The sequence below is a fragment of the Coleofasciculus sp. FACHB-542 genome (genome assembly GCF_014695825.1).
In the GTDB taxonomy this organism is placed as follows: Bacteria; Cyanobacteriota; Cyanobacteriia; order Cyanobacteriales; family FACHB-T130; genus FACHB-T130.
In genome coordinates this window covers 38,120-55,043 of record NZ_JACJPB010000031.1, presented here as the reverse complement: position 1 = coordinate 55,043, position 16,924 = coordinate 38,120, and the positions used below count along the sequence as shown (strand labels likewise).

Annotated in this window: 13 protein-coding genes; 6 read left to right on the top strand and 7 right to left on the bottom strand. The window is 48.8% G+C overall.

All coding sequences use genetic code 11. The annotated features are described in order from the left end of the window. The first annotated feature begins 222 nt into the window (after positions 1-222). Entirely contained in the window at positions 223-1,449 is a 1,227-nt protein-coding gene (gene ispG / locus H6F52_RS10655; protein ID WP_190534442.1) for a (E)-4-hydroxy-3-methylbut-2-enyl-diphosphate synthase, read from the top strand. Between the two features lie 256 nt (positions 1,450-1,705). Beyond that, positions 1,706-2,989: a carboxyl-terminal processing protease CtpC gene (gene ctpC, locus H6F52_RS10650; protein ID WP_190410985.1), complete on the top strand. Its 1,284-nt coding sequence runs from the start codon at positions 1,706-1,708 to the stop codon at positions 2,987-2,989. 49 nt (positions 2,990-3,038) lie between these two features. Here the strand turns inward: ctpC and H6F52_RS10645 are convergent, their stop codons facing one another. Then, the gene (locus H6F52_RS10645; RefSeq protein WP_190430219.1) at positions 3,039-3,227 is read right to left on the bottom strand and encodes a DDE transposase family protein; all 189 of its coding nucleotides are present in this window, start codon (positions 3,225-3,227) and stop codon (positions 3,039-3,041) included. A 99-nt stretch (positions 3,228-3,326) separates the two neighbouring features. Then, the gene (locus H6F52_RS10640; protein WP_190534439.1) at positions 3,327-5,372 is read right to left on the bottom strand and encodes an elongation factor G; all 2,046 of its coding nucleotides are present in this window, start codon (positions 5,370-5,372) and stop codon (positions 3,327-3,329) included. A gap of 376 nt (positions 5,373-5,748) precedes the next feature. Between H6F52_RS10640 and H6F52_RS10635 the strand changes: the two genes are divergently transcribed. Beyond that, positions 5,749-6,627 carry a tetratricopeptide repeat protein gene (locus H6F52_RS10635; protein ID WP_347276205.1) on the top strand — a complete coding sequence of 293 codons (879 nt, stop codon included), beginning with the start codon at positions 5,749-5,751 and terminating at the stop codon, positions 6,625-6,627. A gap of 26 nt (positions 6,628-6,653) precedes the next feature. Here H6F52_RS10635 and H6F52_RS10630 read toward each other — a convergent pair whose 3' ends face one another. After that, positions 6,654-6,935, bottom strand: coding sequence for an HNH endonuclease (locus H6F52_RS10630; RefSeq protein ID WP_190435063.1), 282 nt, complete (start codon positions 6,933-6,935; stop codon positions 6,654-6,656). A gap of 440 nt (positions 6,936-7,375) precedes the next feature. Here H6F52_RS10630 and H6F52_RS10625 point away from each other — a divergent pair, with 440 nt between their 5' ends. Continuing rightward, positions 7,376-9,271 (top strand): DnaJ domain-containing protein, encoded by a 1,896-nt coding sequence (locus tag H6F52_RS10625; protein WP_190534435.1) that lies wholly within the window; start codon positions 7,376-7,378, stop codon positions 9,269-9,271. Positions 9,272-9,335: 64 nt separating this feature from the next. Here H6F52_RS10625 and H6F52_RS10620 read toward each other — a convergent pair whose 3' ends face one another. From H6F52_RS10620 to H6F52_RS10605, 4 genes are all read right to left on the bottom strand, one after another. Continuing rightward, entirely contained in the window at positions 9,336-10,163 is an 828-nt protein-coding gene (locus tag H6F52_RS10620; RefSeq protein WP_190410979.1) for a pentapeptide repeat-containing protein, read from the bottom strand. Positions 10,164-10,364: 201 nt separating this feature from the next. Then, on the bottom strand, positions 10,365-10,994 hold the full coding sequence (locus H6F52_RS10615; protein WP_190534433.1) for a heme-copper oxidase subunit III: 630 nt from the start codon (positions 10,992-10,994) through the stop codon (positions 10,365-10,367). A gap of 83 nt (positions 10,995-11,077) precedes the next feature. Further along, complete coding sequence (gene ctaD, locus H6F52_RS10610) at positions 11,078-12,841, bottom strand: cytochrome c oxidase subunit I (protein WP_190410977.1); 1,764 nt, start codon at positions 12,839-12,841, stop codon at positions 11,078-11,080. Between the two features lie 131 nt (positions 12,842-12,972). Further along, complete coding sequence (locus H6F52_RS10605; RefSeq protein WP_190430223.1) at positions 12,973-14,064, bottom strand: cytochrome c oxidase subunit II; 1,092 nt, start codon at positions 14,062-14,064, stop codon at positions 12,973-12,975. 609 nt (positions 14,065-14,673) lie between these two features. On the opposite strand from H6F52_RS10605, the gene H6F52_RS10600 reads away from it, so the two are divergent. Together H6F52_RS10600 and H6F52_RS10595 are read left to right on the top strand one after the other, a co-directional pair. Further along, entirely contained in the window at positions 14,674-15,600 is a 927-nt protein-coding gene (locus tag H6F52_RS10600; protein ID WP_190534430.1) for a heme A synthase, read from the top strand. Between the two features lie 112 nt (positions 15,601-15,712). Next, positions 15,713-16,699 (top strand): heme o synthase, encoded by a 987-nt coding sequence (locus H6F52_RS10595; RefSeq protein ID WP_199300509.1) that lies wholly within the window; start codon positions 15,713-15,715, stop codon positions 16,697-16,699. Positions 16,700-16,924: the final 225 nt, after the last annotated feature.

Here is a 16,924-nt window from a genome sequence, read left to right as displayed (position 1 = left end):
TTGCTTATATAAGTCTTGGTTTTCCTATTCAATATAAAGACGGATATAAGTTGTATATTTTAGCACTGATATAGAGACTGTCAAAACGGTTGGCTTGCTGCTGACAATATCTCTCCTTACTACTAAACAGATATAAACAGATAAAAACGGACTTAGCCAAATTTGCTCCTTTCTGTGGCAATCTGAGAAACAGAGAGGAAAGCCAAAATTAAACAAAAGGTTATGCAAACCCTGCCCAATCCAAGCACTACCAGTGCATCTTCCAGTCAACCCTCCTTTGAAACCACTATCAAGCGGCGCAAAACTCGTCCCGTCAAGGTGGGAAATGTCACGATTGGCGGCAACTACCCAGTGGTAGTGCAGTCGATGATTAATGAAGACACCCTTGATATTGATGGGTCGGTTGCCGGAATTCGCCGCCTGCACGAGATTGGCTGCGAAATTGTCCGCGTTACCGTGCCAAGTATCGGTCATGCCAAAGCTTTAGCGGAAATCAAGCATAAATTAGCTCAAACCTATCAACCAGTGCCCCTGGTCGCTGATGTGCATCACAACGGCATGAAGATTGCCTTGGAAGTTGCCAAGCACGTTGATAAGGTGCGGATTAATCCAGGGTTGTATGTATTTGAAAAGCCAAAAGCGGATAGAACGGAATATACCCAAGCTGAATTTGATGAAATTGGCGAAAAAATCCGCGAAACTTTAGAACCCCTGGTAGTTTCCTTGCGAGATCAGGGTAAGGCAATGCGAATCGGGGTAAATCACGGTTCTCTTGCTGAAAGAATGCTGTTTTCCTACGGCGACACCCCCGAAGGGATGGTGGAATCTGCCCTAGAATTTATCAAAATTTGTGAATCTCTCGACTTCCGGAACCTGGTAATTTCTCTGAAAGCCTCGCGGGTGCCCGTGATGTTAGCCGCTTATCGTCTGATGGCACAGCGGATGGATGCGCTAGGCATGGATTATCCCTTGCATTTGGGCGTCACGGAAGCGGGTGATGGCGAATACGGACGGATTAAGTCTACCGCAGGCATTGCGCCTCTGCTTGCTGATGGGATTGGCGATACGATTCGAGTCTCAATCACTGAAGCACCGGAAAAAGAGATTCCCGTTTGCTACAGCATTCTGCAAGCTCTGGGATTGCGGAAAACGATGGTGGAATATGTCGCCTGCCCCTCATGTGGGCGGACATTGTTTAATCTAGAAGAAGTGCTGCACGAAGTGCGGGAAGCCACCAAACATCTTACAGGTCTGGACGTAGCAGTCATGGGATGTATTGTCAATGGTCCCGGAGAAATGGCGGATGCCGACTATGGTTATGTTGGTAAACAGCCCGGTTACATCTCTCTGTATCGTGGCAGAGAAGAAATCAAAAAAGTGCCAGAGTCTCAAGGAGTTGAAGAGTTGATTAATTTAATTAAGGCAGATGGACGTTGGGTCGATCCTTAAGTAAGTGCTGAGTGGTGAGTGTCGAGACAAAAGTTAATTCAAAACTCACAAAATAATAAGTGTTGAGGAAAGCATTAATTTAAAACTCAATCGCGAGAAATCGCGTTTTTACAGCTCAAAACTCAAAACTCTCTACTTCCGGACTTGCACTTAGTGCAGCTGGATAAATAATTGCGCTCTCCGGCTTCCATATATGGCCTGTGCTAGAGTTAGCGTAATTCCTTGGCAGTAGTTTCCCCCCGGCTCAGAAAGGATCATGGTAATTACAAAACGCGGGCTCGTTCTCGGTGCGACAGCACTGGTTTTATCGACTGTTGCTGTTACGGGCGCTGGTATTCATCTGTCTCAAGGTCAGGCTTTTTTTCGTGAAAGTCCCAAGGAACTTGTAGATGAAGTATGGCAGATTATTGACCGCAGTTACGTAGATGGTACCTTTAATAAAGTCAATTGGCGGTCAGTTCGTAAAGACTACCTGAATCGGTCTTACCCCAGCAAGAAGGAAGCCTATGAGGCGATCCGGGAGATGCTGAAAAAGCTGAACGATCCCTACACCCGCTTCATGGACCCGGAAGAGTTCAAGAGCATGCAGATTGATACTTCTGGGGAATTAACTGGCGTTGGCATTCAACTCGCTCAAGATGAGAAATCGAAAAAGCTAACGGTTATTGCGCCAATTGAAGATACACCAGCGTCTAAGGCTGGTGTTCTGGCAAAGGACACTATCACTAAAATTGATGGCAAGAGTACCGAGGGCATGGATGTCAATGATGCTGTGCGCCTGATCCGAGGACAACCAGGAACGCAAGTAACCTTGACCATTCAGCGGGGCGAAAAGGAATTAGTATTTCCTCTGAAACGAGCGCGGATTGAAATCCATCCGGTGCGCTCTAGCAAGCAGAACAGTCCTACGGGTGAGATAGGCTACATTCGCCTGAATCAGTTTAGCGCCAATGCTGCTAAGGAAATGGCAGATGCGATTAAGGGTTTAGAACGGCAGAAGGTAAATGGCTACATTCTGGATCTGCGTTCTAATCCAGGTGGATTACTCTACGCCAGTATTGAAATTGCCCAGATGTGGTTAAAAGACGGCACAATTGTCTCAACGGTGGATCGTCAGGGCGAAAGGGAGCGAGAGAAAGCGAATAATCGCGCCCTCACAGATAAACCGTTGGTGGTGTTGGTAGATGGCGGCTCGGCGAGTGCTAGTGAAATCCTCTCTGGGGCGTTGCAGGATAACAAGCGAGCTGTTTTGGTAGGGACAAAAACCTTTGGTAAAGGCTTGGTGCAATCGGTGCGGGGGCTGGGGGATGGTTCGGGACTAGCGGTGACGATCGCTAAGTATTTCACTCCCAACGGGCGCGATATTAATCAGGCGGGGATCAAGCCGGATGTGGTGCTGGAAATGACGGAAGAGCAGCGCAAGGCATTGCAAGCCGATCGCAATAAAATCGGCAGTGCTGACGATCCTCAATACGCTAAAGCGCTGGAAGTGCTGAATCAGAGGATTGCCGCCCAGCGAGGGAACCAGGCGCAGAAATAGTTTTGAGTTATGAGTTTTGAGTTAAAATTCCAAACTCAAAACTCATAACTTATTGGGGTTGGCACTTTCCAGCGCGAATTAAGCCGACGCGACGAGCGATCGCTTCCGCTTGAGAATCAAATGGTCCCCATCGTTCCACAAAAGCTGATTTATCCTCTCCTTCGACTTGTTCGCTGGAGAGGATTTCGCATTTTCCTTCTTGGCGCTTGACAATATACCAGATTTGTGTAGCAGTCATTCGGTGAAGATTTGCAAAAAACGCCTTGAAGAGTAGCTTAGTGATGAGTTTTGAATGATGAGCAATTCATTCAAAATTCAAAACTCATAACTTTTCTAGTTAATGTGCGCCGTTGCCGTTTCCAGAAGTTGCGATCGCGCGTTCAACCAGCTTGTCTGGAACTTCTTGGAGATGGTCGTACTTCCAGTGAAAGAAGCCGACGCCCATTGTAAGCGATCGCAATTCCACAATAAAATTGTGCATCTCTGCTTGGGGTAAGTAAGCAGAAATGCAATCCCAACCGGGCCAATCCGACTTTCCTTCGTAGCCGAGAATTTGTCCCCGACGTCCGCTGACTAGCTGAAGAACCTTAGAGGTAAATTCGGCTGGGGCACACGCCTGAATTGCGGTAATCGGTTCTAGGAGCGTTGGTTCGCACTTGGGCATTCCTTCCTGCATCGCAATCCGGGCTGCCTGTTTAAACGCTTGTTCGGAACTATCAACCGAGTGGTAAGAACCATTCGTCAGCGTCACCGCTACATCGACCACAGGGAAGCCCAAGGGGCCATGTACCAAATACTCCCGAACACCCGTCTCAACGCCAGGGATATATTGTCTCGGTACGACGCCACCGACAATTGTTTGACTGAAGTTAACGCCTTCGCCACGCGACAGCGGCTTGATATCCAGATAAACATCGCCAAACTGTCCGTGACCGCCACTTTGGTGCTTGTAGCGCCCGTGAATCGAGGATGCGGGTTTGCGGATGGTTTCTTTGTAGGGAACGCGGGGCAGGTGAGTCGTCATTGGCAGGTTGTACTTGCGCCGCAGTCGGTCGAGGGCAACTTGCAGATGAATTTCACCTTGACCCCAAAGAATGACTTCGTGGGTGTCTCCATGTTGTTCCCAAGCTAGGGAGGGGTCTTCTTCTAGCAGCTTTGTGATGGCGCTGCTGAGTTTAACTTCATCGTTGCGTTTTTCGGGCGTAATCGCTAAAGCAAAAACGGGTGCCATTTGCTCGGCTTTGGGGAGTTCGGTCGCCAGTGGGTCGCCGGAAGCGGTCAAGGTATCGCCTGTTTTAATTCCCTCTAAGCGTCCCAAGACAACAATCTCACCGGCTTCGGCTGAAGTCAGCGGCTGTTGTTGCTGACCCATCAGACGATACAAGCCACCAGTCCGAACGCCATTGAGGACAATTCCATCAGTCAACGTGCCCTGCCACACCCGCACCAGGGAGATTTTCCCGCCTTGAGGAGTGTAATAGGTTTTAATCGCTTGTGCGAGGGGGGCATCGGCATGGAGAACGATTCCCCGACGTTCGGCAGTGGTGGATGGATCGGGTGCTTCTCGCAACAACGCTTCCAGCAACGGTCGCACTCCGTAATCTTGCTCGGCAACGCCCAGGAATACAGGCACGATTAAATCTGCCCCTAACTCCATCTTCAAGTCTTGGAGAATTTCTTCTTGGGGCGGGTTAATTTCTTCTAGCAGTTCTTCTAGCAGGTGGTCGTCAAAATTTGCCAATTCCTCCAGCATTTCGGCACGGGCGGCTTGTTCCTGCTCTTTGAGGTTATCTGGCATCGGCACCGGGTCGGCGGCGGCACCAGGATGGTAGTGATAAGCTTGTTCGCTCACCAGGTCGATAAAGCCACTGAGCTGTTCGCCTTGACCAATGGGATACTGGTGTGGGATCACGGGGCGACTGGAGACCGTTTTTAGCGCGTGCAGCACGTCCATGAAGTTGTTGTTCGCCCGATCCATTTTGTTGATGAAGACTAGGTGCGGAATTTCCCAGTCGTCGAGGAATTTAAATAGCGGCGCGAGAGTCATGACGCGATCGCTCACGGGTTCGCACACGACAATTGCTGCATCGACGCCAATTAGAGCATTGTAGGTTTCTTGAGCAAATTCAACCGATCCGGGACAATCGACAAAGGTGAAGCGGACAGTGTCGTACTCGGTGCTGGCAGTTGATACTTCCACGCTCATGTGGCGCTCGCGTGCCTCTTGGGAACTATCTCCCACCGTGTTACCGTCTGAAGTGTGACCTTTGCGGGAAATCGCACCCGTGACGAAAAGCAAACTTTCCAGTAACGTAGTTTTGCCACTTAAATAGGGGCCAACAATTGCAACATTGCGTACCCCGGACATGACTTTTTCGTTCATGATTCACCCCCAACAAAATAAAAAAGATGTAGAGATGTGAGCGATCGCATGGGTATACGGGATTGATGCCATTGGCAGCTTCCGGAGAATTTTTGCCCTCCCGTGCCGATGGCGATCGCTGTTAACAGTTAGATGGAATTTTGTATCCCTGAATGTGAGGTTAGCGCGTTCTAGGGGCAATGACTGAGAAATTGCAATTTCTTTTAAAGCAAACCCAGCAAAAACTTAAGTTGAATGAATCAGTATTAATTAGCTATAAATTTTATGAATATATGCAACAAATAACCGCAAATTTGTTAGAAGAAAATCTGAATGGGTGGGCGACAAACGTAACAATTGTAAAGAGGTGACACGGAGAATGAGAACGTACCAGCAGATGAGATGGATAGCTGGAGGGTTAATACTGTTACTGGGTGGGAGGATGACGCCAGCGGTGGCTGGGACACCCGCGACGCCGGTACAAATTGCTCAAGCTCAATCGGCGGTGGACTTGATGAATCAGGGACTCCAGCTAATCGGTCAAGCAAAAACACAAGAAGCGATCGCCTCTTTTCGACAAGCCGCCAAACTCGACCCCAAACTGGCACCCGCGCATTACAACTTGGGGCTGGCTTTGCGTCAGGTGGGGCAATTGCAGCCAGCAGCGGATGCCTTTTACCAAGCAGTTCAAGCCGATCCTAACTTTGCTCTCGCCTATGCCAATTTGGGTGCAGCGCTGCTTGAGGGAAACAACTTGCAGCAGGCGGGTGATTATTTGTCACGGGCACTGGAACTCAACCCACAGTTGGGAGTTGCTCATTACAATCTAGGTTTGGTAAGGGAACAGCAGGGAGATGAGGAACGAGCGATCGCGTCTTTTAAACAAGCGATGCAGTTGAGTCCCAACGCACCAGAACCTGCCTATCATCTGGGACTTGCTTATCTACAACAAAACAACCTGAACGAAGCAAAAAAGGCATTCCAGCAAGCCATTAAAATCAGCCCTAAATATCCAGAAGCCCACTATAATCTCGGTTCCATCCTGATGAATCAGGGGAATTTAGACGAAGCTCTCGCCGCCTTTCGCAAGGCAGCAGAGGCTAATTCTAACTACCCCAATGCCTACTACGCTGCTGGGTTAGTCTTCCTTCGCCAAGGTCGTTACAGTGACGCCCAGCAAGTTTTGCAATATGCCAAACAGCTTTACACTGCCCAAGGGAATACCCAGTGGGCTTCTAATGCAGAGGAGTTATTGAAGCGATCGCAAAACCCCTAAACAATTAAAAATTAGTTTTTTAATCTTTAATTGTTTCCCCGATGCACTCTAACCCGCTTATTCGGGTCTTGCTTCTTCACCCAAGACAAAAACTTCTCCATTTGCGGCTCATCCTTCAGCCTATCCAAAGAATTAAGTTCCTGGGCTAATCGCGTATTGTCAAATAAATTATGTATTTGCCGATGGCAGGCAGAACATATCTTTGCAGTCGGTCCTGGATCTTCATTTTTCCGTTTCGTTTTCTGCCTTGGAATCAAGTGATGGACGGTCAACCGCTCCACTTCTCTTTCACACAATTCACACTGCATTTTTTGATAAGGCTTATAACTCAAGACTATCTAACATCATTATATGTCGATGAAAAAAGTGAGGCGCTTTTCATGTGCTATTCACTAAAAACATAACGTCAATGAAATTGAGACTATAGCAATCTATTTCCTTTGTGAACCAATCAGTTCCTCTTTGTCTCTTCCTAAGCGCTAGCTCTTTCAGAGCCGCTTCGCTAACGCACAGGCTAAGCACATCCGCGCCGCTACGCGAAGGCCAACGTGTTCTTTGTATCTTTGCGGTTCAATACACTGTTTTTGCCTTCACAAATAATTTCAGATAGCAACAAATACTAATTGGATTTGTTGTAAACAAATTTAAAATTAAGTAAAAATACGATTTAAGGCTAAACTTGCTTGTGCTAGGTATATAAAGAAACTTCCAGTTGCCAAATTATCCCAGCCATCTAGCAAAAAAAGCAATGTTTCAAACCCATAAACAAGATGATGTTATCTCAGGTGCTGCATTTGTTACCGGAGGCGCGGCGGCGGGTGCTGGAGTTTCCGCAGCAGTTGGTGGGATGGGATTAGTCGGAGGATTCGGAGCAGTTGGAATTGGCATGGCACCCGTTACAGCAGCGGGCGCGGTTGCTGGTGCTGCTGCTTATGGAGCATTCAAAGCGATAGGAGAAGGAGATGCTTTCGCTTTAGGTTCGATGGGAATTGGTGCAGTAGGCGGCGCAGGTTTTTCCTCTGTTTTTGGCGGCATGGGATTAGCTTTCAAGGGAACAGCGGTTGGAATTGGTATGGGTTCTTTTGCGGCAACAGGTGCAGTTTTTGGGTTGGGAGTTTACGGTTTATTGAAGCTGATTGACAGCTCTGGAAGCGGGGAAACCGCATATCAAGCTTTCGAGCGGATGGAAGAGAAAGTATCATGGCAAGAAGCTTATACTAATGCTCTTCTAGAGCTAGAATTAGCAGCGCTAGATAAGAAGCTAGCAGGTGATGTTTTAGAGGAAAAATTTGCCCCTATAGAAATTGAAGACGAGTTGAAGGCGCTAAAAGCAAAAATACCAGCGAAGACTGTTTTAAATCTAAATTATTCTGCACCTTATAAAAATATTTCATCCAAATTTTCTACATTTCACCCAAGTTTAAATCCCTCTGTAACGCCTAAAATTTCTACTCATCAAACACCGTTACCTCAACCGGAATCTTCTCAGCCTAAGATGGCACCAGGATTGACAAAAATTGAGTCTCAGACACCTCAAGGCTGGAAATGCATACACACCCTAAAAGAGCATTCAGCCTCAGTCAATTCTATTGCCATCAGCTCCGATGATCGGACGATTGCTAGTGGCAGTGATGATAGAATCGTTACCCTGTGGAACCTGAAGACTGGAAAACAGATTTTTAACTTCTTTGGGCAAGGACAGGAAGTTTCTTCAGTGGCAATTAGCCCAGATGGTCAAACGATTGCCAGTGGCAGTTTTGACCAAAAAATTACTACCTGGAATCTGCCTAAAAAAGAATTTCTCCGCACCTTCTTTTATTTAAACTCCTCTTACAGTCATTCGGGCTTTGTTTACTCAGTTTCCTTCAGCCCTGACGGAAAAATTATTGCGAGTGGAAGCGCTGATAAAACGATTAGGCTTTGGGGTGCCTATACGGGAAAACTAAGAAGCACTCTTAATGGACATTCTGACGCGGTTTTGTCTGTTGCGATTAGTCCTGATAGCCAAATTCTTGCTAGTGGAAGTGCCGATCAAACTATCAGGCTTTGGAATTTGAGCGGTGGACAACAGCATCGCATCCTTATCGGACATTCAGGCTGGGTTACTTCTGTCGCCTTCAGCCCGGATGGAAAGACTCTAGCGAGTGGGAGTGGAGACGCGACAATTAAGTTGTGGAATTTCCAGACTGGAGAATTGCTTCGCACTCTTACAGGACATTCATCTGGGGTTGTTTCTATCGCTATTAACCCTGATGGAAAAACCCTCGCCAGTGGCAGCCGAGACGGTACTATCAAACTTTGGAACCTAGATGGAGAACTGCTGGATACTCTGCCTGGGCGTCATCCTGTTGCTTTCAGTTTCGATGGACAGACGCTGGTGAGTGGCGGTGAGAAGAACACACTGAAAATTTGGCAAAAATGCTTTGGCGTGAGTGAATCTACACTTGACGCAGTGCCATCTGGGGAATGGTGGGAAGTTTTAGGCGTGGAAAGGAACGCTGATGCTGATGATGTTAAGCGTGCTTACCGACGTTTGGGAAGGCAGTATCACCCTGATGTTAATCCTTCTACCAATGCCCAAGCTCAAATGCAGGCAATTAATCAAGCTTATGCCCAGTTTGAGAAACAATGGAGCGATCGCTAACAGCATAAATCCTTTAGAGATTCGCCCTACGAGTCTTGTCTAATCTCTCACTGTTTGAGCTGACCTAGTCGTGAAGGCTGCCATCCGGCATGATGGCTCCACTCAAATTAGCTTCGCTGAGGTCGGCTCCACTCAAATTGGCTCCACTCAAATTGGCTCCACTCAAATTAGCTCCACTCAAATTGGCTCCACTCAAATCTACCCAAACCATATCTGCCTTGCTCAAGTTAGTACCGCTCAAGTTAGCTCCACGCAGATTAACCCCAGGAAGGTTCGCTCTACTCAGGTCTAGCCCTGCCAGCAATACATTCGGGGCAATCAACAATGCTCCTGCTAGTTTTGGATCAAACTCTTCGGGAAACTTAGTTTGTTCGTTGTAGAGCGCTCTACGGAAGTTCGTTCCCTCCAAGTTGGCCTCGCTCAAGTCAGCTTCATAGAGATGGGATGCGCTCAGATTAGCCTCATTCAGATTAGCTCCACTCAGGTCAGCTCCCCGCAGGTCGGCTAAACTCAAGTTAGCTTCACTCAAGTCAGTTCCAATCAAGTCAGCTCCAATCAAGTCGGTTAAACTCAAATTGGCTTTCGTCAAGTCGGTGCCAATCAAGTCGGCTAAACTCAGGTTGGCTGCAATTAAGAAGGCTCCAAACATTTCAGCTCCACTCAAATCGGCTCTACGCAAGTCTGCCTCACACAAGTCAGCTTCCTCCATGTGGGTTGCGGCTAGGGTGCATCGGCTCAGAATCGCTCGACTCAAGGTAGCTTTTTTTAAGTTGGCTCCACTAAAATCCGCCTGACTGAGATTTACCCCACTCAGGTCAGCTCCACTTAGGTCGGCTAGACAAAAATCTCTTTCGCCCTCTACATATTTCCTCAGTAGTTCATCTGCGTCCATCGATTCATACCAATTTGCGGAACAGTTGCATGATTTTCAATCGGGAAAGTCGCTGACTGTCTAAGATTTTCAACTCAAAATCCCAAACCCCAAATCTAAAATTTTAGGACTCCTTCCCGCCTCCAATCAGTAGAGTAACTTTTCCTCATAAAAAAGCCCCCAATTGGGGGCAAGCTTTGTCAAAAAAGCAAAAACAAAGATTCAAATCAGATAGAGGATGGTGAACAAAATAATCCACACAATATCGACGAAATGCCAATAAATCTCTGCGGCTTCAACGCCAAAGTGGTGTTCGCTGCTGTAGTGACCGGGTTTTAAACTGCGCCACAAAACGGCAATCATCGCCCCTAGTCCTAAAAGAACGTGGAGACCGTGGAAACCAGTCAGAACATAAAACGTGCTGGCAAACAAGTTAGTGCTGAGGCCAAATTCCAAATGGGTATACTCGTAAACCTGACCCCCCAGGAAAATCGCTCCCATTAAGGCAGTTGCGGCAAACCAACTCCTTAAACCTGCCACATCGTTCTTTTTGATGGCAGTATCTGCATTGTGGATCACGAAACTGCTAGAAATCAGAATCAGTGTGTTGATTCCGGGCAGTAATAGCTCTAACTTTGGCGTTCCTTCCGGGGGCCAACTGGGTGCCACAGCGCGAAAGGCGAGATAGGCGGTAAATAAGCCGACAAAGATCATGCCTTCCGCAATCAGAAACACAATCAGCCCCTGGATGCGGAAATCATGATGTTCTACGCCGTGGGCTTCCACAGTCGCTTCTGAGTTGTGGTGATAGTTGAGGGCAGTTTTCGCTGGGTCAATCGTTGAACCTTGCATGAATCTCCTCTAGAAAGAGTTGGATACGTAATGGGTAGTGGAGAATCGGTAATAGGTCATCGTTTCCCGATTACCGATTACCATTACCGATTGTGACTTTCTCCTTGGCGGTCATCGGGATTCACCGCCACTGCGGGATCGGGATCGGCACGGAGAGCCGAGTCAGGGCCAGCAGCCAAGACTGGATTTCGAGGCTCGTCAAAGGGCACCTCTACTTGAGTGCGGCGATCGCCCATCCCATAGTCATAAGGCCCAGTGGCTAACACTGGGTCTTTCTCAAAGTTTTCCGGTGGCGGGGGCGAGGTTGTCATCCACTCTAGGGTCAGTCCTTGCCAGGGGTTATCAGGTGCCTTGGGACCCGCTATCCAACTCCAGCAGGCATTAACAATGAAAGGAATGGTGGAGACGGCGAGGATGTATGCCCCAATCGTGCAGATCACGTTGAGAGTGGTAAATTTCGGGTCATACGAAGCAATCCGTCGGTTCATCCCTTCTAGACCTAGCTTGTGCATCGGCAGGAATGCCATATTGAAGCCAACCAACATCAGGACAAAGTGAACTTTGCCCCAAGTTTCGTTCAGCATCCGCCCCGTCATCTTGGGGAACCAGTGATAGAATCCGGCATAAATGCCGAAAACACTGCCGCCAAAGAGGACGTAGTGCAGGTGAGCCACGACAAAGTAGGTGTCGTGAACGTGGATATCAAAGGGCACAGCTGCCACCATGACTCCACTGATGCCGCCGATGACAAACATGGAGATAAAGCCCATTGCGAACAGCATGGCGCTGTTCAGGCGCAGTTTGCCGCCCCAAATGGTTGCCAACCAGCTAAATACTTTGATCCCGGTAGGGACAGCAATCACCATTGTGGTGATCATGAAAAACATCCGCAACCAGGCAGGGGTGCCGCTGGTAAACATGTGGTGCGCCCAGACGATTAGCCCCAAAAAGCTGATTGCCAGACTGGAATAAGCGATCGCCTTATAACCAAAAATCGGCTTGCGGGCGTGAACCGGCAAAATTTCTGAGATCATCCCGAAGAAGGGGAGGATCATGATGTAAACCGCCGGGTGGGAGTAAAACCAGAATAGGTGTTGATACACGATGGGATCGCCCCCTCCAGTCGGGTTAAAGAAGGACGTACCCACCAGCAGGTCAAAGGATAGTAGAATCAGTGCCCCTGCTAATACAGGCGTAGCGATAAGAGCCAATGCAGAAGTGGCGAGCATTGCCCAGCAGAACAAGGGCATTTGATTCCACCCCATCCCTGGCGTCCGCATCTTCCAGATGGTGACGAGAAAATTGATCGCTGCCAGGATCGAAGAGGTCCCCAGGATCAGGACGCTGAGAATCCAAATCGCTTCACCGGGTTTGCCACTAACAACGCTCAAGGGGGGATAAGAAGTCCAACCCGCACCGGGTGCCCCGACCAAGAAACTGCTCAACAGCAGCAACCCAGCCGGTGGGATGATCCAGAAGGCGATCGCATTCAGTCTCGGAAACGCCATATCCCTTGCTCCAATCAGCAAGGGCACCAGGTAATTCCCAAAGCCGCCGGTTCCCGCAGGCACGATCCACAAGAAGATCATCACCGTCGCGTGAACCGTAAATAAGCTGTTGTAAACATCTGGGGCGACAAAATCGGACTCTGGGGTTGCCAGTTCCGTGCGAACGGCTGTTGCCAGGACTCCACCAATCAAATAAAAGATAAACGTCGTGACCAGGTATTGAATCCCAATCACTTTGTGGTCGGTACTAAAGCTAAAGTATTCTCGCCAATGCGTTACCTTCGGTTGTTCACCGTGGGCTGGTAGATTTGCTTTTTCTTGAAGCTCTACTTGTGTCATCTCAAATTCAGAAGTTAAGGGGGGTCAGAAGAGTTTTGAGTTTTGAATTTTGAGTTTTGAATTAAATAAAAGATTTTTACGAGAACTTTTTTAACTCACAACTCAACACTCAACACTCATCACTCTCTTACTCAGTGGTGGTGGAGAGGGTGTAGAGTTTCGGCATCGATCCCCATTTCACTGGCGTAGGGAGCCAAAAACTCAGCATCTGAGCGTTCTGCGGGGTTTACTGCCACCGCCCGATCGAGAGCCTCCGAACTGGCAACTTCTTGCTGCTCGGCAAGCCAATTCTGGAAATCTTCGGGGGTCTGAACAATGACCGTTGTCTTCATGACTCCATGATAAGCACCACAGAGTTCCGCACAAATGAGCGGATACTCACCGAGTCTGTTGGGTGTAAACCGCAGCTCAGTTTGGCGTCCTGGAACCGCATCCTGCTTGAGGCGAAACTCAGGCACCCAAAAAGCGTGTATAACATCATTTGCCGAGATGTTCAATTTCACTTCCCGTCCAAGCGGAAGATGCAATTCGCCCGCTGTCACATCGGTTCCGGGGTAGCTAAAAAGCCAAGCAAACTGTAGACCCGTAACATTCACATAAAATTCTGGATCTTGACCTTGCTTGTCAGGTGTGGGACCAATGCGACCGGAAGTTACGCCTACATCGGCTGAATCCCGCAGTTGAGGAAGCTCCTTGCGGACTTTTGCCGTAGCGGGGTCTTCTAAGACTTTATCTTGCAGCTGCTGATTGCGATTTTCAGTGTCCGTGGCGTTTTCAGCCTCTGTTAAGGTAGCTGCAATCGCCGCTCCAGGCATTTTGGCAACCTGCTGATGACTCGGAGCGTGAGCAACCGAATGATCCATCGGATTCAGTCCGCCGATTTGACCATAAACCTCAAAACTGTAGATCGAGATTCCCAGGACGATCACCGCTGGAATCGCCGTCCACAAAATTTCTAAGGGAACGTTGCCATGCACGGGTGGCCCGTCCGTATCATCGCCAGGACGTTGCCGAAATCTAATTGCCGCAATGATAATTATTCCCTGAACCAGCAGGAACAGACCTGTGGAAATGGTCATCATCGCGTTAAACAGCCTGTCGATTAGGGTTGCTTCCTCAGAGGCTGCTATCGGCAAAAGACCGTGGTTTTGACCGTACCACAGGCTGACAAGGGTCAGCACAATGCCAACCAGTAAAGTTAATATCGAGCTTGGGATTTTCACGGGCTTTGTCTTGGATTTGGTGCAATTCTAAACAAAACAGTGTGGGCTGATGCCCAGACCGATTTGGTCTATCTAGACTGCCTCGAAGTGAAGCTGCCTTTGTGTTCGATCTTAGGAAATCAGTAAGAGCCTCATTAACCACGGTAAGGCAGAGATCCCATAAAGGTGAGCCAATCTGAGTTATCTTTTGGAATTTTTTTGGGATCGCCGCCATTTTCAGGAAAGGTACCAGCAGACAAAGCCATTTCCGCTAGGATGAATCCTGGGAGGCGTCTCCCGCCCTGTCAGGGATTCGGGATTTAGAGCTAGAAGATTGCTTCTGGATTCTAGCGGTTTTCTCTTTGAATACCAGTATTCTTTTTTACAATGAAATACTTGATTTAGAAGAAATCTAAAAATTTTAGCCGCAGAGGTTATTGCATTGCCCTAATTCGCCTCAATTTCCGCAAAATCTCGGCAATTGGAAGAAATTCCTAAAGCGGTGGCTGATGATGCAACGGGGTCATTAGAGTGGTAGCTAGAGTCGGTCATCTTCCTCCATTCAGATGCTAGGTTGGAATTGAGCGGATACTCTGATTTGATTGGTGAAAAATTAGCTTTTTGAACGCTATGACAGAATCCGTCCTTCATCAGGATGTTCGCACTCCGGAGGATTCCCACCCAAGGGACAAGATCCGTCGCTTGGTGTTTCGGCTGGGCGTCGCTACGCTGGTTTTGATGGCGATTGGGAGTGCCACAAGAGTGATGAATGCTGGGCTGGCGTGCCCGGATTGGCCTCTATGCTACGGTCAACTGGTGCCTTCTTCGCAGATGAATCTTCAGGTGTTTCTGGAGTGGTTTCACAGGTTGGACGCGGCAGCAATTGGCTTCGGCGCGATCGCGCTGGCAGTTCTTTCCTGGTGGCATCGGCTATCGCTCCCCAAATGGCTGCCTTGGGCGTCCACCTTCGCACTCTTTTTAGTCGTATTTCAGGGCGTCTTGGGAGGGCTGACCGTAACGCACTTGCTGCGTTTTGATATTGTCACTGCTCACCTGGGAACCGCACTGTTGTTTTTCATGACCCTCCTGATAATTGGCGCGGCACTGTTGCCTTATCAAGGCACGGGCACGGTTGGAAAATTGCCGTGGGTGAGTTTAACGGCTGCAATTTTGGTCTATCTACAAAGCCTCCTGGGTGGATTAGTGGGTTCTCGCTGGGCGCTCCATCAGTGCTTTGGGGCGCAAGAGTTGTGTACGGTGATGAATAGCCACATTGCGGGTGTCGTTCCCCCAACTTTAGCGATCGTCGCTGTCGTGCTTTTGGCATGGCGCACACCCGCACTGCACCCGATGCTGCGCCGTCTGGCTAATCTGGGTGGTGGTTTACTGGTGTTACAAGTGATTCTCGGTGTGGCGACCTTCCGCTTGCACCTCCAAGTAGAACCACTGACCGTCGCTCACCAGGCAGTCGGAGCCGCCTTACTCGGAACGCTTGTTGCTTTTACTGTTTTGGCGTTGCGCGATCGCGCCAGTGTCATTCCCAACCCTTCCGTATAGCTCTTCATCAATCCGCACCCCTCAGGGTGGGACTCTACAAACAAAGCCTGCGCTCATTTACCCTTGAGCGATCGCGTTGCGGCAGGCTAAGTAATTTAGGAAAAAATAAATAATGCAGGAAATGATAGTTGGAACCGATGTCTCCCGCAGACACCAAAACTTCCTAGAGGTCATTCAGAGTTACTACCAGCTGACAAAGCCCCGAATTATCCCGCTGCTGCTGATCACAACGGCGGCGAGTATGTGGATGGCATCAGATGGACAGGTAGATCCGCTGTTGTTATTGGTGACGATGGCAGGCGGAACTCTCGCTGCTGCATCTGCTCAAACCCTCAACTGCATCTACGATCGCGATATCGATTATGCAATGGAGCGCACCCGCCACCGCCCGATTCCTTCTGGTAGGGTGCAGTCCCGCGATGCGCTAATTTTTGCAATTGTTCTGGCTTGTCTCTCTTTCACCTTGCTGACAGTCTTCGCTAACCTGCTGTCCGCCCTCTTAGCAATCTCAGGTGTTGTCTTCTACATGGGCATCTACACCCACTTGCTAAAACGCCACACCACGCAAAACATCGTGATTGGCGGTGCAGCCGGAGCGATTCCGGCTCTTGTGGGTTGGGCAGCTGTTACCGGCACCTTAAGCTGGGCAGCTTGGCTGCTTTTTGCGATTGTGTTTGTGTGGACGCCTCCCCATTTCTGGGCGTTAGCTTTAATGATTCGAGATGACTACGCCAAAGTCGGCATTCCGATGCTGCCAGTGGTTAAAGGTGAAGTGGTCACGACTCGGCAAATTTGGCTTTACACCCTGATTATGGTGCCGATGACGTTGCTGCTGGTTTATCCGTTGGGCGCGTCTAGTATTGTTTATGGCATTATTGCCTCAATCCTGGGGAGTCTCTTTATTAAGAAAGCGTGGCAGCTATTGCAGTCACCTGGAGATAAACAGGTCGCGCGATCGCTGTTTAAATACTCCATCCTCTACATGATGCTGCTCTGCACCGGCATTGTCGTTGATAGTTTGCCAGTGACGCATCACTTCACCGCATTTGTTGCCGAACATCTTCAGACATTAATTAGCGCGATCGCAATTTTGCAATGATCCCGCGATTAGAAATCGCGACTAAACAAAAAAACCCGCCTTGGCGGGTTTTTTGCATTGAGAACGATCGCACTTTCTCTATCTCAACCTATGGGGAAGGGCGCGCGATCGCTAATACCTATACTTATCTGGCGCTGTTCGTCTTGGGATGCCACTGTACGGGCTTTCCCCTTTCAAATGGGGAATTTCGGTACGGTGGGAGTATAAATCCTAATGAGGGATTGA